Source organism: Asticcacaulis sp. AC460, assembly GCF_000495795.1.
GTDB lineage: Bacteria > Pseudomonadota > Alphaproteobacteria > Caulobacterales > Caulobacteraceae > Asticcacaulis.
The window spans coordinates 1-17508 of record NZ_AWGD01000018.1; the positions used below are offsets into that span (position 1 = coordinate 1).

Annotated in this window: 19 protein-coding genes and 1 tRNA gene; 7 read left to right on the forward strand and 13 right to left on the reverse strand. The window is 63.9% G+C overall.

Annotation, left to right across the window (positions count from 1 at the left end):
- Together ABAC460_RS34090 and ABAC460_RS34095 are read left to right on the forward strand one after the other, a co-directional pair.
- Positions 1–845: calcium-binding protein (locus ABAC460_RS34090; protein WP_023453152.1), on the forward strand; the 845-nt coding region annotated here is incomplete at its 5' end.
- A gap of 166 nt (positions 846–1011) precedes the next feature.
- Positions 1012–1860, forward strand: a complete 849-nt coding sequence (locus tag ABAC460_RS34095; RefSeq protein ID WP_023453153.1) for an outer membrane protein — start codon at positions 1012–1014, stop codon at positions 1858–1860.
- Positions 1861–1965: 105 nt separating this feature from the next.
- On the opposite strand, the gene nikR is transcribed toward ABAC460_RS34095, so the two are convergent.
- Positions 1966–2403: a nickel-responsive transcriptional regulator NikR gene (gene nikR, locus ABAC460_RS34100; RefSeq protein ID WP_023453154.1), complete on the reverse strand. Its 438-nt coding sequence runs from the start codon at positions 2401–2403 to the stop codon at positions 1966–1968.
- A 127-nt stretch (positions 2404–2530) separates the two neighbouring features.
- Here nikR and ABAC460_RS34105 point away from each other — a divergent pair, with 127 nt between their 5' ends.
- The 3 genes from ABAC460_RS34105 (at position 2531) to ABAC460_RS34115 (ending at position 5918) form a co-directional block, all read left to right on the forward strand.
- The gene (locus tag ABAC460_RS34105) at positions 2531–4558 is read left to right on the forward strand and encodes a TonB-dependent receptor (protein ID WP_023453155.1); all 2028 of its coding nucleotides are present in this window, start codon (positions 2531–2533) and stop codon (positions 4556–4558) included.
- Positions 4559–4759: 201 nt separating this feature from the next.
- A complete protein-coding gene (locus ABAC460_RS34110; protein WP_023453156.1) occupies positions 4760–5371 on the forward strand; it encodes a sigma-70 family RNA polymerase sigma factor in 612 nt (203 codons plus the stop codon).
- Positions 5358–5918 carry a cupin domain-containing protein gene (locus tag ABAC460_RS34115; protein WP_023453157.1) on the forward strand — a complete coding sequence of 187 codons (561 nt, stop codon included), beginning with the start codon at positions 5358–5360 and terminating at the stop codon, positions 5916–5918. Before ABAC460_RS34110 ends, ABAC460_RS34115 begins: the two co-directional genes overlap by 14 nt.
- A gap of 1 nt (position 5919) precedes the next feature.
- Here ABAC460_RS34115 and ABAC460_RS34120 read toward each other — a convergent pair whose 3' ends face one another.
- Complete coding sequence (locus tag ABAC460_RS34120; RefSeq protein WP_023453158.1) at positions 5920–6414, reverse strand: hypothetical protein; 495 nt, start codon at positions 6412–6414, stop codon at positions 5920–5922.
- Positions 6414–7007 carry a HupE/UreJ family protein gene (locus ABAC460_RS34125; protein WP_023453159.1) on the reverse strand — a complete coding sequence of 198 codons (594 nt, stop codon included), beginning with the start codon at positions 7005–7007 and terminating at the stop codon, positions 6414–6416. Before ABAC460_RS34125 ends, ABAC460_RS34120 begins: the two co-directional genes overlap by 1 nt.
- 95 nt (positions 7008–7102) lie before the next feature.
- On the opposite strand from ABAC460_RS34125, the gene ABAC460_RS34130 reads away from it, so the two are divergent.
- Positions 7103–7990 carry a DUF4198 domain-containing protein gene (locus ABAC460_RS34130; protein ID WP_031236683.1) on the forward strand — a complete coding sequence of 296 codons (888 nt, stop codon included), beginning with the start codon at positions 7103–7105 and terminating at the stop codon, positions 7988–7990.
- 218 nt (positions 7991–8208) lie between these two features.
- Here ABAC460_RS34130 and ABAC460_RS34135 read toward each other — a convergent pair whose 3' ends face one another.
- The 5 genes from ABAC460_RS34135 to ABAC460_RS50105 all read right to left on the reverse strand — a co-directional run bounded on the left by ABAC460_RS34135 (position 8209) and on the right by ABAC460_RS50105 (position 12631).
- Positions 8209–8454: a hypothetical protein gene (locus tag ABAC460_RS34135; protein WP_023453161.1), complete on the reverse strand. Its 246-nt coding sequence runs from the start codon at positions 8452–8454 to the stop codon at positions 8209–8211.
- An 11-nt stretch (positions 8455–8465) separates the two neighbouring features.
- Positions 8466–10061, reverse strand: coding sequence for a DUF4331 domain-containing protein (locus tag ABAC460_RS34140; RefSeq protein ID WP_200863672.1), 1596 nt, complete (start codon positions 10059–10061; stop codon positions 8466–8468).
- Positions 10062–10120: 59 nt separating this feature from the next.
- On the reverse strand, positions 10121–10891 hold the full coding sequence (locus tag ABAC460_RS34145) for a hypothetical protein (protein ID WP_023453163.1): 771 nt from the start codon (positions 10889–10891) through the stop codon (positions 10121–10123).
- Between the two features lie 129 nt (positions 10892–11020).
- A complete protein-coding gene (locus tag ABAC460_RS34150; RefSeq protein ID WP_031236685.1) occupies positions 11021–11599 on the reverse strand; it encodes a hypothetical protein in 579 nt (192 codons plus the stop codon).
- 600 nt (positions 11600–12199) lie between these two features.
- Positions 12200–12631, reverse strand: a complete 432-nt coding sequence (locus tag ABAC460_RS50105) for a hypothetical protein (RefSeq protein WP_162150307.1) — start codon at positions 12629–12631, stop codon at positions 12200–12202.
- A gap of 247 nt (positions 12632–12878) precedes the next feature.
- On the opposite strand from ABAC460_RS50105, the gene ABAC460_RS49595 reads away from it, so the two are divergent.
- Positions 12879–13100 carry a hypothetical protein gene (locus tag ABAC460_RS49595; RefSeq protein ID WP_155914617.1) on the forward strand — a complete coding sequence of 74 codons (222 nt, stop codon included), beginning with the start codon at positions 12879–12881 and terminating at the stop codon, positions 13098–13100.
- Here ABAC460_RS49595 and ABAC460_RS34160 read toward each other — a convergent pair.
- The 5 genes from ABAC460_RS34160 to hemC form a co-directional block, all read right to left on the reverse strand.
- Positions 13084–13159: transfer RNA gene (locus ABAC460_RS34160), tRNA-Thr, on the reverse strand. The genes ABAC460_RS49595 and ABAC460_RS34160 overlap by 17 nt on opposite strands.
- 104 nt (positions 13160–13263) lie before the next feature.
- Positions 13264–14808 (reverse strand): heme biosynthesis protein HemY, encoded by a 1545-nt coding sequence (locus tag ABAC460_RS34165; protein WP_023453167.1) that lies wholly within the window; start codon positions 14806–14808, stop codon positions 13264–13266.
- Positions 14805–15209 (reverse strand): COG4223 family protein, encoded by a 405-nt coding sequence (locus ABAC460_RS34170; protein ID WP_023453168.1) that lies wholly within the window; start codon positions 15207–15209, stop codon positions 14805–14807. The genes ABAC460_RS34165 and ABAC460_RS34170 overlap by 4 nt, the downstream gene beginning before the upstream one ends.
- Before the next feature lie 577 nt (positions 15210–15786).
- Positions 15787–16509 carry a uroporphyrinogen-III synthase gene (locus ABAC460_RS34175; RefSeq protein ID WP_023453169.1) on the reverse strand — a complete coding sequence of 241 codons (723 nt, stop codon included), beginning with the start codon at positions 16507–16509 and terminating at the stop codon, positions 15787–15789.
- A 3-nt stretch (positions 16510–16512) separates the two neighbouring features.
- Entirely contained in the window at positions 16513–17457 is a 945-nt protein-coding gene (gene hemC / locus ABAC460_RS34180; protein WP_369794094.1) for a hydroxymethylbilane synthase, read from the reverse strand.
- Positions 17458–17508: the final 51 nt, after the last annotated feature.

The following is a 17508-nucleotide window of genomic DNA, read 5'->3' on the forward strand; positions in this document are numbered from 1 at the left end:
CCGACACCGTCATCTCCCAGGTCAGCTATACCCTGGCCGACAACCTGGAAAACGTCGAACTGGCCAGCTGGGGTACGGCGGCGACCAATGCCTGGGGTAACTCGGTGGCCAACCACGTCACCGGCGGCCGCGGTTCCAACCAGCTCTACGGCATGGACGGCAACGACACCATCTCCGGCGGTGAAGGCAACGACACCCTCGACGGTGGCGCGGGCGCCGACTCCATGGCCGGCGGCCTCGGCTCCGACGTGTACTACGTCAACGATGCCAATGACGTGGTGTTCGAAGAGTCGGGCACGGGAACGGGTACGGACACGACCATCTCGACCGTGAGCCGCACCCTGGCCAACAACGTCGAAAAGCTGGAACTTGCGGGCACCGGCGATATCTACGGCACCGGCAACACGCTGAACAACACCATCACCGGCAATATCGGGGCCAACGCCCTGGACGGCGGTGCGGGTGCCGACACCATCTCCGGCGGCGCGGGCATCGACCGCATCACCGGCGGTACGGGCAACGACAACCTGACCGGCGGTACCGAAGCCGATACCTTCGTCTTCGCCAAGTCGGGCGGTGGCACCGACCACGTCACGGACTTCCAGGTCGGCATCGACCACCTGGCGTTCAACGCGTCGGAGTTCACCAACAGCCTGGCCAATACCCTGTTCACCAGCAACGCCAACGGTACGGCGGTCGGCAATGTCGGTCAGTTCATCTACAACACCACGACCCACACCCTGGTCTGGGACAGCAATGGCACCGGCAGCGGCGGCGTTACGGCCACCGTCGTCTTCGACAACAATGTCACCATCACCAAGTCCGACCTCGTCTTCCTCGTGTAAGACGAAGGTTCATCTCAAACTGGGAAAGGCCGGCGGGAAACCGCCGGCCTTTTCTTTTATACCCCGTTAGCTGGTGAGGCCTGAAGCCTTGCATCCGAAACTGCCCCCCGCCCGTACTTGCGATGAGCCGCCTCAGGTTTCCATCCAGCAAAGACAGGGCATCCCCATGCAAACGACCAAGTTGACCGTTACTCTGATCGCGACCGGCGTGCTGGCTGCAGCCGCGCCCATAGCCTGGGCGCAGGACGGGGCAAAGACGTGGGCAGGGCCCTATGTCGGGGTCGCCGCCGGTATGACCAATATCGCCGACGATCATGAAACCATTGAATTCGATACCAATCTCGATGGCGAATACGGTGATATGGTCAATACCTTTGCCGGCGCCAACGCCTTTTCACCGGGTTTCTGCGACGGCGGCGCCAATGGCCGCACGCCCGGCGAAGGCTGCGCCAAGCAGCGCGAGCAGGCCGGCATCGGCCTGCGCGGCGGCTATGACTGGCAGTTCGGAAACTGGGTGTTCGGCGTCGTCGGCGAAGTCAGCGACGCAAAGTTCCAGGACAGCGTCACGGCCTTTTCGACCACGCCGGCCAATTATGTCTTCACCCGCGACATCGAGAACATCAATGCCTTGCGCGCCAAGGCCGGGCACGCCATGGGCGAGTGGCAGGTCTATGTAACCGCCGGATACGCCCAGGCCGATATCGAGCGTACCTTCCGGACCAGCAATGCGCTGAACAGCTTTACCGCTACGGATGGCGATGACAGCGACGGCTACCAGGTCGGGTTCGGCATCGAACAGCGGATGAGCGAGCACTGGATCGGCGGCATCGAATACCTGCGCACCTCGCTGAAGGATGAGCCGGCCGTGGTTGTGCACGCTGGGCCCAGCGCCAATACCTTCAATTCCAATCCGTTCCTGATCGTCAATCCGGCCGGCACCGATATGCGCCGGACCAGCGACAAGATTGAGATCGATACCCTGCGGATCAGCCTGCGTTATCAGTTCGGCGGCTAGAGCGCGTTTCGATCCGGTAGAATCGGATCGGCGCTCTAAGTTTTTGTTTTTACGCGCATCTTAATCCAAAAAGTGCGTCACACTTTTTGGGATGCGCTCTAAGCGTCAGGTGTGATGGTGGTGGTCATGGTCATGACTGTGCACCGCCGTCACGCCAATAACGTTCAGCGTGGCGAAGCGTACGCCGCGCTGGGACTGGATAGCGTCGGCCAGACCCCGAACCGCCCCGGCCGGTCCCTTCAGAATCACCGTCTCCAGGCATGAGTCATGGTTGAGGTGGATGTGCGTCGTCGCCACCACAATGTCGTGGTGGTCGTGCTGCAGTTCGGTCAGCCGTTGCGCCAAAGCGCGGACATGGTGGTCGTAGACATAGCACAGGCTGGCCACGCAGGCGCCGTCCACCGGCAGATCCGGTCTGGCGGCCACCGCCGTGCGGATCAGGTCGCGAATGGCTTCCGACTTGCTGGTATAGCCCTGTTCGTGGGTCAGCCGGTCGAAGTCCTGCGACAGGCCGTCGTCGATGGAGATGGTGACGCGCTGCATGAAAAGCCTCGTTCTCAACCCGGTGGGCGACCCTAAGATCAATTCGGCGAAAAAGTAAATTCGCTTGCGTCCGCTGCCGCAACCCGTTCGTATGAACAATTGAAGCAAACTTCATACGAGGCCGGATATGTATCGTCATCCGTTGTGGCTGAGCCTTTTGATGGCAAGTGTCGCCTTGCCCGCCATGGCCCAGGTGCCGGCGGCCGGGGAAGAGATCGTTGCGGCAGGCGAGCCGGTCTATGTCTTCGGCAAGCGGCGCAGCGAGATCGGCGTCGCCCAGTCGGCCAGCGAAGGCGTTGTGTCCTTCGCCCGCTTCGACGACCGGCCCCTGACCCGGCCGGGTGAGCTGGTCGAGGTGGTGCCCGGCATGGCGGCGACCCAGCATTCCGGCAATACCAAGGCCAATCAGTATTTCCTGCGTGGATTTAATCTCGATCACGGCACCGATTTTTCGGTGTCGCTTGACGGCGTGCCCCTGAACCTGCGCAGCCACGGTCACGGCCAGGGCTATCTCGACCTGAACGGCATTACGCCGGAGGTCGTCGAGACTATTACCTATCGTAAAGGCCCCTATCACGTCGTTCTGGGCGACTTTTCCAATGCCGGCGGTGCGCAGTTCGAGACCTTCGCCAACGGTACGCCGTCCTATGTCCAACTCACGACCGGCGAGGACGGTTATGGCCGGTTCCTGGGCGTGGCGGGGCTGGGCGAGCGCAGCTTCCTGGCGGTGGATTACACGAGTTCGCGCGGGCCGTATGACAATCCCGACAACCTGCGCAAGCTGGCCATTACCGGGCGGGTCGGCTGGGGCAACTGGTCGCTGACCGGCCTGGCCTATGATGCCCACACCAACGCCACCGACCAGGTGCCGCAGCGCGCCATCGACAGCGGCCTGATCTCACGGCTGGGCGCCATCGACACCAGCGACGGCGGCGAGACGTCGCGCTATATCCTGTCCCTGGGCTATCATGGCTCGGACGGGCTGGAGGCAACCCTCTACACCCAGCGCTACAGCCTCGATCTGTTTTCCAACTTCAGCTATTTCCTCAACGATCCGGTCAATGGCGATCAGTTCCAGCAGTCGGACCAGCGCTGGGTGCACGGCGGATCGGTGATCAAGACCTGGGCGCAACCGATGGCGGGCTTTACCGTGCGGACGGGGGCGGAGTTTCGCTACGACGATATCGGCCGGGTCGGGCTGTATAACACCAAGCAGCGCCAGGTCCTGTCGACGGTGCGCGAAGACCGGGTGCGGGAATATTCGGCAACGGTGTTTGCCGACGCCACGCGCGCCTTCGGGCCGGTCCGGGTAACCGGAGGCCTGCGGCTCGATACGATCGGCGGTGAGGTTCGCTCGGACGATCCGCGCAACAGCGGCGAGGCCCATGACGTCTTGCTCAGTCCGAAGTTCACCGCGGCGTGGCGTGTGTCGGAGATTGTGGAACTGTATGCCGATGCCGGCGGCGGATTCCATTCGAATGACATTCGCGGCGCCACCATCACCGTCATTCCCGGCAGCGACGATCCGGCGCCGACGGTCGACCTGTTCGCGGCGTCGCGGGGCGGAGAGCTGGGGGCGCGGTATAGCGCGGGCGGCTTTACCGCGACGGCGGCGCTATGGGCGCTGCACCTCGACTCCGAGCTGGTCTATATCGGCGACGGCGGCGATACGGCCAGCACCGACGCTACCGACCGGACGGGGCTGGAGCTGTTGTTCGGCTACAGCCCGCATTCGCGGCTGGATATCAATCTGACGGCGGCAGCGTCGCATTCGCGCTATGCCGGCGATCCGCCCGACGGCGACCGCATCCCCAATGCGCTGGAATATGTCGTGACCGGCGGCATAACCGCGCGACTGACTCCCCGCCTGACCACGACTCTGACCGTGCGTACCCTGGGCCCGGCGCCGCTGATCGAGGACAATTCGCGGCGGTCGCAGGCGACGACCTTCGTCAATGGGCTTGTCGATTACGACTTCGGCCGGTTTAGCCTGAAGCTGGAGGCGCTGAACCTGTTCGACAGCCGCGACAACGATATCCAGTACGTCTACACCTCGCGCCTCCCGGGGGAGCCGGACGAAGGCGTCGACGACTTTCACGTTCATCCGTTCGAGCCGCGGACCCTGCGACTGTCACTGCGCATACCTATTGGTTGATAACAGCTGTTTTATTTTTCCGGCCGCAAATCCTCTGCGCGACTTCGAACGTATCTGTCCGGCTGTCGCATTTCGGCGGAGGCCGTCCGTTCGTCATTTTCCGTGTCGCACCCGTCATGCTCAGCTCTTTTGCCGGCAAGGCCGCATTGAATATTTACGGTGGGGAAGCGGAAATGGCGCGGGTTCACGGGATATGCTGGGATGATCATGGTCATGGACGCGCCTCAGGTAAGGCAGATGCTTGCCGCGAGGCCGCGGGTGTCTGAACCGGCCAATCTCAACCTCCTGGTCGAAAGTGTCGCCAAAGGCGATAAGCCGGCATTGAAATCTCTGTATAATCTCATGTCCGGGCGTCTTTTTTCCGTCCTTCTTCGTATGGTAAGGCAGAGAGACGTGGCAGAGGACCTGCTGCAGGACGTTTTCGTTACCGTATGGCGAAAGGCCCATCAGTTCGACTCTCGCCGTGGCAATGCAGAGGTCTGGCTGTTTTCGATTACGCGGCGCAAGGCGATCGATCGCCTGCGCATTTCCCGCAGAGAAACCGTGGGGGCGTTCGAAGACGTCGCCGGTATGGAGCGCGAAACGGATATTTATGTTGGTATTGGTAACACGGAAAACTATATATCGGTACGCAAGTGCCTGAAGGAACTCCGTCCGGATGTCCATCGCGCTCTGCAGCTATGTTACGTGTTCGGCCTGACCCATGAGGAACTGGCCGAAGAAATGCAGGTGCCGGTGGGTACCGCCAAAAGCTGGGTCCGGCGCGGCCTGGCGCAACTGAAAGAGTCTTTGAGTATCGATGAGCGAACATGACGACATTTCGGACAGCTACCTGGCGGCGCGTTACGCCCTGGGAATAGCGTCGCTTGCCGAAATTGTTTCCGCCGAAGCCCGTATCGACGCCGATGCGGAATTTGCGGCGGAGGTCGGCCGTTACGACCTCGTCTTTTCCGGCCTGGAGCCTGGTGTTGCGCCGATCGCGCCGCCGGCCGATCTGTGGGACCGCATCGAAAGCGCCATCGACGATCAGGACAGATCGCCCCATACCCGTACCATCCGCACCGCCGAGCTGGCCTGGGAAGCCTTCATTCCCGGTATCGACCGCAAGATCGTCTTCGTCGACAAGGCGGCGGCGACCAGCGGCGTTTTGTATCGACTAGCGCCCGGGGCCAGTGTTGGTAATCACGGCCACGGCGTGATCGAGGAATGCCTCGTGCTGGAAGGCGAGATCGAGATCGACGGCGTGCCCATCCGCGCCGGCGACATGCATATGGCTTTTCCGGAAGCGCGCCACGGCCTGCTGAGCAGCCGTCATGGCGCGCTGGTGTATTTGCGCGGCGACCTGCAGATCCAGGCGTAATTTATTCCATATGATCGGCTTCGTAGCCCGGTGTCGGGACGAAGCCCAGCGCGATCTGCAGCACAGCGATCGCAATCAGCCAACTAGCGGCGACCTTGATGGCGATGCCCCAGCCGCGGCCGATCAGCCAGGCACCCGGCAGCATCAAAGCGACGAATGGCAAGGCAAAGGCCAGGCCGAACGGCGACAGTGTCATGTGATTGAGCAGGCCCACCCAAAGCCCGGCATTCAGTGCCTGGCCGCGCCCCAGCCAGGGACCTGCGCGCAGCCGCCACGGCTCGGGCAGGTGGAGGCTGGCGGCGGTGGCCAGGACGCTGAGCCAGCCGGCGGCAAAGGCGAGATCCGTCGGAAAGCCGGGCAGGGGCAGCAGGGCTGTGGCGATGGCAGCGACAACGCATATCCCTGCGGCCTGGCGGGCTGTACCGCGTTCGGTGTAGCTCAGGGCCAGTCCGAGGGCGGCGGCCAGCATGATCTGGGGCAGCAGGGGATCGCGCATCAGGCGATGGCCTTCCAAAGAAAGACGCAGCCGGCGATCGAGATCAAGGCCCCAAGGGCGCGGACGGCTTTGCGGCCGGTCTCGTGGCGGTCGATCAAGCCGATACCGATGCCGACGATATGCAGCAGGCCGGTGCTGAGGACGAAGCCGGTGCTGTAGCCGGCGGGATCGGCGGCCGAAGGCAGCTCCATGCCGTGGGCGTAGCCGTGGAAGACGGCGAAGACGGCGACGATGGTGCAGGCCAGCCAGACCGGGGCGGCGTAGCGAAAGGCGATGACGGCGCCCAGCACGACGACTGACAGGGCTATGCCGAATTCGACTGGCGGCAGAGGCACATTGACCATGGCCAGGAAGGCGCCGGCGACCATCATTACCGGAAAGATCACCGGCAGGGCAATGATCAGCGGCCGGCCCAGGATGGCGCCCCACAGGCCGACCGCGACCATGGCCAGCAGGTGGTCCCATCCGGTCAGGGGGTGCAGGATGCCCGACAGGAAACCGCCGGCCAGGCCGGTGCCTTCATGGGCGAAGGCCGGGGTGGCTGCGGTGAGAGTTGCGAGAAGGGTGACGAGGCCGATGCGGCCTAACGCCAATAAATTTTCGTCGTCGTGCGGCCGGCGGCGCGGTTCGTTCGTAAGAGAGGAAGCCGGGCTGTGTGAGGCCCGGCGGTGCGAACGAGGGCTGGCTGATGACATCGACGATTTCCCGCTATGGCTTTGTGACTCCGTATACGCGGGAAACCGGTAAACCGATGAGGCGGCGGTGGGGATTTGCTTTGGCGCTGGCGATTGCCGGGGCGGCCTTGCCGGCAATGGCGCATGATTTCTGGCTGCAGCCGGAACGGTTCCGGCTCAAGGCGGGGGCTGCGACGCCGATGACGTTTCAGGTCGGCCATGGCAAGGACCGCCAGAAGTCGTTGATCGCGCGCAATAGAGTCGTACGCTTCGATAGTTTGTCGGCGGCGGGCCATGCCGATCGGCGTGGTGAGCTGAAGATGGGCGACGCCAATGCCGATACCGTGCTGAAGTTCCCGGCGCGTGGGTTGCAGTTGCTGGCTTTCGAGACCGATGGCGCCTACAGCGAGCTGCCGGCGATCCGGTTCAATGATTATCTGAAGGCCGAAGGATTGACGACGGCCATGGCCTGGCGGGCACAGAAGAAAACGGTCAATGCGCCGGGGCGTGAAACCTACAGCCGCCGGGCCAAGGCCCTGGTCCAGGTCGGGGATTACGCCAGGGCGGATGATGCGATTGCGACGCGGCGGTTGGGTTTAGCGCTGGAGATCGTGCCGGAGGTCAATCCTTACGCGCCGGAGTTTACCGGCAGCCTGCCGGTGCGGGTCTATTACCAGGGCCAGCCCCTGGCCGGAGCGATGGTGCGGATTAATAATCTCGATTTCGATTCCCGCCCGCTGGAGGTGATGACCACGGATGCGGCGGGACGGGCGGTGTTCAAGATCCCGAAAACGGGAAGCTGGCAACTGAACGTGGTGTGGACCAAACCTGTCCAGGGTAACCCCAAAGCGGAATTCGACACGATATTTTCCAGCCTGACGCTGGGCTTCACGCCGGGATAGTTGAGTTTGGAGCCGCGAGTGAACGCGAATAAACGCGAATAAGAGAGAGGGCCAATCGGCGTCCAATAAGGTAGAGGCGACAGACCAGATCGAACCTGAAATTCGCGTCTATTCGCGTTCATTCTCGGTTCCAAACCTTCAAAAGCCACTCTCACCAAAAACAGTAAAAGGCCCGCATCCTTCCGGAAGCGGGCCTTCATTGCGTGCTGCGCGTAGTCCTAAAGGTCCGTCGGCTTGGCCGCCGGATCGACGGGCACCACATCCGATGCCGATACCGAAGCCGGGGTCGAGTTGGGATCGGCCTTGAACGCCGCAGCGAAACCGGCGCCGAACTTGGTGTTGGGATCGGCCGGCGGGGGTGGGGTTACCACCACCGTCGAACCACCGCCGCTGCCGCCCCCGCCGCAGGCGGCCAGGCCGGCCGCCGCGCCGAGGATCACCGAAAGTATGATCAGTCGTTTCATGGCTTAAGTCCTCAGTCGTTGGGCGAGCCCGGAATGGGCGTATTCAAGTAGGGGAAGGCGTTGCCGAGATCGCGGGCCGACAGCGGTGCCCCGTCCGTGAAGGGCACGGTGCCGACCGAGGCCTGGGCCGGGGTGCAAACGCCGAGATTGGTCGGGGTGCCGTTGATCGGGATCGGATGGCACAGGGCACCCATCGCGACGCGCAGGGTGATGTCGACCGTGTCGTCACCCGGGCGGCGGCCGTTGGGATAGCCGGCCAGGTCGTCGCCGGCGACACCCAGGTTCTTCTGGTTGGCGCGAGCCGTGACAGCGACACCGGTGTTGAGGCGCAGCATTTCCGATGGCGTGACCGTGGCCTGTTGGTTCAGGGTCGGTACGCCGGTCAGGAAGACGGCGACCAAGTCGTTGCGCGGGAAGTTGGTCGGCGCCAGGTCGGCGATATTGGTGTGCAGGGTGGCATTGACCGCGTCGCGGAACAGCAGGTTGGCGATGGCCGGGAAGGTCGGGTTGGTGACATAGGCGCCGAACTGGGCGTCACCGGACGGCGACGAAGCGTTGAACTTGTCCTTGTCCGGCAGGCCGATGACCAGTTCGTTGACCAGCGGCATGCTGAGGCGCGACACCTGGGTGTAAGCGCCACCGGAGACGGAGGGCTTGTTGTAGGTGGCGTTCGGCGCCAGCAGGCGGGCCTGGGGCAGGCTGGCCGTCGTCCAGCCGCCGATGACGCCGTTACCGGAGCCCTTCAGGCAAGAGATCGGCACTTCGATGGCCAGGGTGGTGACGTTCTTCTTGCCGTAGAGGTCGTCATTGGAGCGCTTCTGGGTGATGCCGCCGGGGAAGCCGCCGCCGTCACCGGCGCCGGGTGCGCTGTCGCCTTCGATCGGCACGAAGTTCACCAGGTCGAAGATCGGACCCAGATTGACCGCGAAGGCTTCGGCGCGCTGGCCGGCGAACACCTTGCCCTGGGCCGAACAGCCCGGGATCGAGGTGGCGTAGATGAACTTGTTGGCATAGGCGCCGTAGTTGGCAATAGTCTTGGTGCCGGCATTGTCGAACGGTTTGGCGAAGGTGTTGCCGCCGGCGGTGACATTGCCGACCGCGGCCTTGCTGCCCGTGCGGCGGTCGCCGGTGATTAGGGTCACCGTATAGTTTTCGGTATCGGCGCGGGTGGCGTCGGTCGGAGCCTGGCTGATCGGGCCGGCGTCGCGCAGGGCGATCGCATTGGTGGTGCCGCCGATGTTCAGGGTGATGCCGGTGTCGTTGACCAGCGGCGTGCTGAACTTGAACTGGAAGGTCAGGTCTTCCTTGGCGTCGCCGTTGTTGTCGATATGGATCTCATAGACGGCGTCCGGGTCCATGGTGAAGTAGTTGGGACCGCCGCCCGGTTCCTGCAGCGGCTGATAATTGGCCAGGATGGTGACATAGTCCTCGCGGCCCGGTTCGTAGCTGCGGAACATGTAGAAGTCGGTCGCGTCGACCTTGGGCGACTTGGTGATGCCCGGCGCCTCGCGGTGGCTGGAGGCCATGGCCGGCATTAATGCCGCCGTCAGGCTGAGAATGCTGGCTGTGGTGAGAATGGCGATGCCACGACGTTTCAGACTTATCACGAAAACCCTCCTGATCGCTGTGCGATCCACTGTGTGTGTCTTGTTGGCCCTGTCCGGAATTACGGGGTGGTCGGACTTCCGGATGCGAGGGTGAGAAAATAATTGCCGTCGATGCCTGCCGCGTCCGGCGCGATCAGGTCGCCCCAGCGCCATTCGCCCGATCCGATGGCCAGGACGGCGGTGGTGCCGTTGTCGGGCACGAAGAACAGGACCGGCCCGCGCTGGGCCTGGTCCAGGCAAGGCTGGGGCGCGGACGAGACCGCCTTGATCAGCAGGGCGCGCAACAGGGCCTTGCCACCGGTGTGGGTGTCGTCGGGCCAGCCGCCGTCCCACAACATGACGGCATTGGCCACCGAGCGCTGGTCGTTCGGCAGTCCGGCCAGGCCTTGGCTGACAGCGGGGCTGGTGGCGAAACCGGTGGCCAACAGGGCGGTCAGGTTGCAGGCCTGGCCGGGTTCACCGGAGGAGGTCGGCATCTGGAAGGCGGCCAGGGCGGTTATGTCTGCGGTGGAGAGCGGCGAGGCTTCGGCCGCGGCGGCAACGTCGTCGGGGGGGGTAACCTCGCTGTCGGCTGTGGCTTGGGGCGCTTCAGCGGGTTCCGCTGCCTTGGCATCGGCGACGGTTTTGGTTTTTTTGGCCGGTGGCGGGGAAGCTGCGGCGGTTTTTGACGTTTGGGGCTGGGACACGCCGTCGACCAGGCTGAGGGTCACGGTCGTGCCGTAGGCGCCGGCATGGGCCGTGCTGTTCGGGCGGATATCGATGCAGATGAGGGCGAAAAACAGAAGGTGGGCGGCCGTGACGGCGCAAGCGACCGTGGCCTGTCGCGCCAATCTTTTCCGCCTTACCGGCGAAGACAACCATCCCAAGTCCGTCATGCGCGCACCACCTGTTGCCGGTACTACGTGGCAAGATGGCAAACAGATGCACGCACCAGATGCGGATCAGACCCACGTCGCGTGTCAGGGGGCTATACAACGCATCGTATCGTCGGCGGCGCGGCGGGCTTCGTCGTTCTGGTGCGGTCCGGGCGGGATTTTGGCCACGACGCAGGGCGTTGCCTGAAGCGATGCGACAATTAAATAGGATGTCCACCGCTCGGGCGTTTCGGCCTTTTCAACAACCTTGTAACGCACGATCAGGGCGTCCGGTGACGCGCCGGGTTCGCCGCGCCATTCGATCTGCTCTCCGAGAGCGCTGAAACCTCCGCTGCCATATTCGGGCAGTCTGAGGCTATGCGACCGATCCTTGGGTGGTTGGATCGCCAGGTTCTCGCGGCCATCGGCTTCGATTTTCTGGACAGCAAAGCCATCGACGCCGGGGCAGTCCGAGGCTCGGTAACCGGCTTCGTCCGGCTTCGACAGGGTGGTTGTGCAGTCGGTCAGCGAGGTGTAGCGCGACTGGCGGCCGGCAGGTTCTGCAGATTGCACCGGGGCAGGCGAGTTTGCGGTGGATGAGTCGGTTGCCGGCGTGTCTGCGGCCGGCGGTGTGCAGGTGGCGGCGAGGATCAGCGTCGGAATTGTCAGGACTATAGCTTTCACGTCAGTCTTCCGCTGCGGTTGTTTTGTCTCAGCCTCACGAAACGTGCGTTAGGAAGCAATGGGGTTGAATAGAAAGGCGTGCATTGGAATATACGGAAGTCCGCAGCCACACTAAACGCCAGCAACCTTTGGTTGTTTCGAGTCAACCGGCTGGGGCGCACCTTCACGGCACAGATCGAAGCGCTACAAAAAATGAGCGGTGGCGGCAGGCAACTGGTCGAGGTCAAACACACCCACATCGATGCAAGGAACAGTAAGAATGTCATCGCGGATACCGTCACGACCGGGGGAGAGGAACGACCTCAAAACCATGGTTACCCCTTGCACAAGGCTTGGAATATCAGCCGGGTGCACCTATGGTCCGCGCCAATGGGCGATACCGGCATGGTATCTACACCAAGGAATGTCAGGACGATTTGCGGCGGATCAGGGAGATAATGCGCCAGTTCAACGAGTTCGGACCATAGGGGCGGGGGGAGAATCTCTAGGTGAAAGATGTGGCGAACCAGCTCTGACATTATGCTCGAACGCTAACACAGATTTTCCGCGCGTGCGCGCACGGAGGTATGCAGAGCCCCGGCGGCGTATGGGGGTAGGTCTTCAGCACCTCTTAACTTCAACGGCATCGCCGCTCAGGCGGACCTCGGCTTGGGTCCAACAATCACTCCATTCCGTTCCCAAGACGGCGCCACAATTGCAAGCACGATTTTCACCGTCGAGGCCGTCCGACCCGCAGCAGCCATTGTCGAACCCGCAGCTTTGGATTTGATCTCGAATGACATCGTCAGGATGCATCGAAATTGCCCCGGACCGCGAGTAAACTTTCAGTCCTTCAGATTTGCCGTCGCCAAAATAGATCGGCGCTGTGCTATTCATGTTCCATCGAACGATGGTCCCGCGTTGAACAGGGGATTGACCGTCAACGACATCGGGATCGAAAGCGGAGAATTCAGACCATTCCACAGGTCCTGTGAGCGTCGCGCCACACGAGGCACAAGTCAGATACACGCTCCCAATGTCTTTATCGCTCACAATGTCATCCTTATTCAGTCTGGGACCTTCAACCAAATTGTCCCCCTCGCGTCAAAAGCAGAATTGTAGCTCCGGCTGTGGTGATTGGATAATCTTCGCCCGAAGCGGAAGTGGTTCGTACGCATTTAAGCTTATGCCGCCATAAAAATTGTCGCAATCGTAGCGGCCGTAAAGAAACTGCGTCGATGTGTGGCCGCTTGAACCAGAGGGAATAACATTAATATGTGAGCGTGCACGGAGGGGCGCCATGTACGATTCATTTCATTTTACCGCTGAAAAGTTGAGCTCAGGTCCGCAAGCAAACCTTGCAAACCTTCCAAGCAGTTGGAGGCGCCAGAAGACGAGTTTTCATCAAAGTAATTTGCCGTGGTGTCTATTTGGTGTCTGGCGTCTTAATGAAACGCACGCAACACCACTGGCGCAACGCAAAGCATTGAATGTATTGGCAAAAATGGTGCCGCTTAGGTGACTCGAACACCTGACCCCCTCATTACGAATGAGGTGCTCTACCGGCTGAGCTAAAGCGGCCCGGATCCAGGCAGGGCGAGCAAATCAGCCCCGCTAGGCAGGCCGGTGTCTTTACACAGATCGCCATAGCTTGCCAAGCGGTTTGTCACCGCGATCCGCAAGATTTACTTCTTCGGCGGCCTGGCGCGCGCGCGGGCCGGCTTCGGCTTTGCGCCGTCCGAAGGTTCGTCCAGGTCCTGGCCGGTGATCGCCGCGTCGTACTGGCCGACATCGTCAGGCATATGACTGGGGTCGGGTCGCGCCGAGCCGCGCGCCGGGCCCTTGATGAAGGGCATGGACGGCACGTAGCGCGTCGGCATGTCCGGAATCTCCGGCAGGCCCTTGTCGCCGCGTTCATAGCGCGGATGCGACAAAGCCGCCGTCTCGGCAAAGTTCAGGATGACGCCGCTCCAGTCGGCCGCCGAATAGGTAAAGGCATTGCCTTCCGCATCCAGGTCGGACCAGTCGGCTTCGCCGCGGGCGCCGGCCGCCTTGGCGATCCACACCCGCGCCGTGTCGTAGTCGCCCAGGCCTTGCGCGCCGCGGGCAATGACGCCGCAGATGCGCTTGGTCAGGTTGGCTTCGGCGCTGTCGTCCTCCAGCGCGGCCAGCGCGGCAGCAATCTCAGTCTTGGTATTGGTCAGCAGGGCGCGTTCGACCTGCAGCAGCCGGCTCTCGCGGTGCTTGGGGTTGCGGTCGATCAGGCCCTGAAGCCGGCGGGCGCGTTCCTTCGGCGTCTCGTCCGAGACCAGGTCGCGATAGGCCAGCCACACCGCCGGGTGCGGGCGGGCGGCCCAGGCGGCTTCCAGCACGTCTTCGGCGCGGCCGGGCTTGTTGGCCTTGGCCAGCAGGCGCGCGGCGATGATGGCCGCCGGGGTGAACTGGGGCTGCAGCTTGGCGGCGCGCTGGGCATAGTCGAGCGCCTGATCGCGCATCTGGGCGTCGTCGGAGGCTTCCAGGCGCGCGGCCGAGGCCGCCATCAGCGACGCCTTGGCGCGTTCCGAGAAGATCGGAGAGATCAGCTTCCGCGTCAAAGCGCCTTCGATCAGGTCGAGGGCTTCGGCCCACTCGCCGGCTTCCAGGCGGGCGGCGAACAGGGTCTCGAAGGCCCACATGGATGGACGCGGCTGGTTATAGGCCTCGCCGGCCAGCTTGACGGCCTCGGCCTTATCGCCCTGGCGCGCGGCCAGTTGCATCAGGCCGCGCAGGCCGGCCAGCTTCAGTTCCGGCACGCTGACCATGGCCGAATAGGCGGTCCGGGTGGCGACGGTGTCGCCGGATTCTTCGGCCGCCATGGCGCTCAGGATCCGCACGAGGACGGAGTTGTCGCTGAGGTCCAGCGCCTTGACGGCGTGGCGGCGGGCTTCGGAGCCATCGCCGACGGCGACCGCCATGAAGCCGCGGGTCAGGGCGTCGTCACCCTGGCGGCGGCGCTGGTCGGCGCGGGCGCGTTCGGCGCGCTGGGGCGAGCGCGCCAGCCACAGGGCCAGGTTCCAGAAGGCGACGGCGCAGAAGGCCATGATGCCGATGATGATCACCGCCGCGGTCGCCGGAATGTCGATGCGGTAGTTCATCCAGCTCAGTGACGCCAGGCCGGGATCGCCGACCAGGCCGATGGCCAGGACGATCAGGGTGGTGATGGCCAGAAGGATCAGAAGCGAACGGATCACAGGACGCCTCCGGCTTCGCCTGAGGCTTGGACCGGGGCTTCGGCGCTCTGGCTGAGGCGGGCGAGGGCGGCTTCGGTCAGGCGGTGGGTGGCGTCGTCCACGCTGATCCGGGCCTGGGCCTTGTCCAGCCACGGCTTCAGCGCCGCCTGGGCCGGGGCGGGGAGGCGGTTCAGGAAGCTGACGGCGCCGCGCAGGTCGCCGGCGTTCAGCCGGGTTTCGGCGCTGTGCAGCAGGCCATCGGGGCTGGCGCCGTCGCTGCCGTCGGTGCGGCGGACCGAGATGTTCAGCATCTGGCCCAGGCGTTCCAGGATGCCATTCTTGTTGGCCCCCGATGCGGCGGCGATATGGGCCTTGGCGGCGTATTGCGGGAACTCGACGGCCAGGGAGACCTCGCTGGCCACGCCCTTTTCGGCATGGGGGCGCAGCAGGGCGATCAGGGCCGGATCGTCGACGCTGGCCTGGACGGTGGCCAGTTGCGCCAGGAAGGGGCCGTCGCCCTGGGACGCCTGTTGCAGGGCGGCGGCAGCGTTGGCGGCGGCGGCGGCGCGGGCCAGGAGGCGCTGGTTGGCTTCGATGCGGTCGAGGCGGGCGGTGATCTGGCTCAGGGCGTTGGGGTCGGCATAGACGGGGGCGCCGGGTGCCGCTGGATTGACGGTGGCGCCCTGGCCCTGCTGCAGGGCCGCGATCTGCGCGCGCAGGGCGGCGATCTCGGCGTCCTTGTCGATGACGGGTGCGGTGGCGGCCGTAGCGGGCGCCGGCTGGCTGGCCGCCAGGCGGGTGGCGCCGGCGGCGTCCGCTGGCTGCTCCAGATAAAGGCGCCGATGATGCCGACCAGCATCAGAACGAAGGGCACGGCGAACAGGATGGCGATCCGCGTCACCTTGGCGGCCTCGCGCCGGTGCTCGCGCAGGGCGGCGTCTTCGGCGTCGTACTCAGCCGTCAGCGGATCGTTGGGGGTGTTCATCCTGGGTATCCTGTTTAGTCGATCAGTTTTAGCATGGATGCCTCGTCTGGGAACGGCGAAATACGCCGGATCAGGCGGGCCGGATCGATATTTTTTTCGCCTTCGTTCAAGGCGTTTTCAAGTCCGTGCCAGGCGGCGTCGGAGATGCAGACAAAGGTCAGGCGATCCAGTGCAAACCGGTCGCGATGGCCGCGCAGCATGGCGGCGACGGCGCGGCCGGCCTTGGCGGAATGGACCAGGACGTGGGTCAGGCGCGCCATGTCGGCGGGATGGATCACCGGCATGACGGGTTTGGTTTCGTAGACGGCGGCTTCGCGCACCAGGAATCCGGCCTGGCGTAATACAGCCGCAAGGTCACCGGCCGGTTCCTTCGGCGCGGCGTAGATCAGGCGGGTATGCTGGTCGGCGGTGGCGATGATCAGCCTGGCCAGGGCGTCGACATCGCCTTCGGCGGCAACGACGTTCTGGTACTTGGCGGCACGGGCGGCTTCGGCGGTGGCTTCGCCGACGCACCAGGCGGTGATCGAGCGGCGGGCGACGATGGCGCCGAAAGCGGCCAGGCCGTTGCGCGAGGTCAGGATGACGGCGTCGAAGCTGTGGGGGTCGATGATCGGTTTGAGCGGGACGACCTTGAGCACCGGGGCCAGGATGGCGTCACCGCCCAGGGCCTGGATGGCCTTGGCGGTGCCGCCGGCGCCATCGGGTGTGCGTGTGATCCAGACGACGGGCTTGGTCATGCGTCAGCTCACGATCAATTCCGGCCCGGCTTCGGCCTTGATGGCGTGGCCCAGCTTCAGGCCCAGGTCGCGCGCGGTCTGCACTGTCGGGCTCGACAGGCTTTCGCGCCTTTGCCAGCGTTTGGAACCATCGCCGCTCAAGGCTTCGACGAACAGATCGAGTTGATCGTCCTGCAGGGTGGCATAGGCGCCGACCGCCGTGCGGCATGAGGCTTCCAGGGCTTCCAAAGCGCCGCGTTCGGCCTGGACCCGCAGGAAGGTGGTCACGTCATGGACCTTGGCGACCCATGCGGCGCCGAGATCCTCAGTGCGGCATTGGATCGCCAGGGCGCCCTGGCCCGGCGCCGTCGGGAACAGGTCGGGATCGATATGGCTGCGGATATGGTGCGACAGTCCCAGCCGGTTCAGCCCGGCCGCCGCCAGCAATAAGGCATCACACTCGCCAGCCTGAAGTTTAGCGATGCGGGTGTCGACATTGCCGCGCGTCATGACGACCTGCAAATCCGGCCGCTGGGCCAGGGCCTGGGCCTGGCGGCGCATGCTGGCCGTGCCCAGCCGCGCGCCGGCCGGCAAATCGGCCAGGGTCTCGTAGTTCGGGGACAGAAAAGCGTCGCGCGGATCCTCGCGCACCGGAATGGCGCACAGGCTCAGGCCCGGCACCTCGGCGGCGGGCATGTCCTTCAGTGAATGGACCGCCACATCGATCTCGCCGCGCAGCAGGGCGTCCTCGATCTCCTTGGTGAACAGCGCCTTGCCGCCGGCCTCGATCAGCCTGCGGTCCTGGATGCGGTCGCCCTGGGTGGTGATCACGGTCAGGGGCGCCACGTCGTCGGCGCGGGTCACATCTTCACCCAGGGCCGCGACGATGCGCCTTTGGACCCAACCGCATTGAGTCAGTGCCAGTTTCGAGCCGCGGGTGCCTATGCGAAGTGTCGTCATGTTCCTGATCTAGCATTTTCTTTAGCCGGTTCAATGCAAAAGACTTGACGCACCGGTTAA

Bases quoted from the DNA above. Each gene is read 5' to 3' on its own strand.
- ABAC460_RS34130 (WP_031236683.1), top strand. From the start codon at position 7,103: ATGACATCGACGATTTCCCGCTATGGCTTTGTGACTCCGTATACGCGG.
- nikR (WP_023453154.1), bottom strand. From the start codon at position 2,403: ATGCAGCGCGTCACCATCTCCATCGACGACGGCCTGTCGCAGGACTTC.
- ABAC460_RS34135 (WP_023453161.1), bottom strand. From the start codon at position 8,454: ATGAAACGACTGATCATACTTTCGGTGATCCTCGGCGCGGCGGCCGGC.
- ABAC460_RS34120 (WP_023453158.1), bottom strand. From the start codon at position 6,414: ATGCGCGATCCCCTGCTGCCCCAGATCATGCTGGCCGCCGCCCTCGGA.
- ABAC460_RS34095 (WP_023453153.1), top strand. From the start codon at position 1,012: ATGCAAACGACCAAGTTGACCGTTACTCTGATCGCGACCGGCGTGCTG.
- ABAC460_RS34110 (WP_023453156.1), top strand. From the start codon at position 4,760: ATGATCATGGTCATGGACGCGCCTCAGGTAAGGCAGATGCTTGCCGCG.
- ABAC460_RS49595 (WP_155914617.1), top strand. From the start codon at position 12,879: ATGTACGATTCATTTCATTTTACCGCTGAAAAGTTGAGCTCAGGTCCG.
- ABAC460_RS34115 (WP_023453157.1), top strand. From the start codon at position 5,358: ATGAGCGAACATGACGACATTTCGGACAGCTACCTGGCGGCGCGTTAC.
- ABAC460_RS34175 (WP_023453169.1), bottom strand. From the start codon at position 16,509: ATGACCAAGCCCGTCGTCTGGATCACACGCACACCCGATGGCGCCGGC.
- ABAC460_RS34105 (WP_023453155.1), top strand. From the start codon at position 2,531: ATGTATCGTCATCCGTTGTGGCTGAGCCTTTTGATGGCAAGTGTCGCC.